This is a genomic window from Paraburkholderia sp. SIMBA_053, from assembly GCF_046534895.1.
GTDB classification, from domain to species: Bacteria; Pseudomonadota; Gammaproteobacteria; order Burkholderiales; family Burkholderiaceae; genus Paraburkholderia; species Paraburkholderia caledonica.
This window is the reverse complement of sequence record NZ_JAWRXU010000265.1, coordinates 1-344: the sequence shown is the minus strand read 5'-3', so window position 1 is coordinate 344 and position 344 is coordinate 1. Positions and strand designations below refer to the sequence as shown.

Annotated in this window: 1 protein-coding gene; it reads left to right on the top strand. The window is 57.3% G+C overall.

The genetic code is table 11. The features are described 5' to 3' along the window. Positions 1-344, top strand: a 344-nt coding sequence (locus tag SB753_RS35560; protein WP_410804773.1) for a tetratricopeptide repeat protein, incomplete at both ends; no start/stop codon positions are given.

Here is a 344-nt window from a genome sequence, read left to right as displayed (position 1 = left end):
GGAAGCGCTGGGGCTGAATCCTGATTTCGCCGAAGCGCATAACCGGCTAGGTATTCTCTTAGCTCAAACACAACGGTTTTCTGAGGCGCAAGCGTCCTTTCGACGTGTCGCGCAACTGCGGCCCGACTCTGGCGAAGCCTACAGTAATTTGGGCCAGGCTCTAAGTGAAACAGGGCGGCTGCTCGAAGCGGAAGCCGCCTTTCGCCGAGCTCTGCAATTGAACCCCGATCATGCGGAAGGGCACAACAACTTGGGCATCGTGCTCAGCAAAACGGGGCGTTACGCCGAGGCTGAGACGGCTTATCGAAATGCACTGGGACTGAAACCGTGTTATGCAGAAGCCC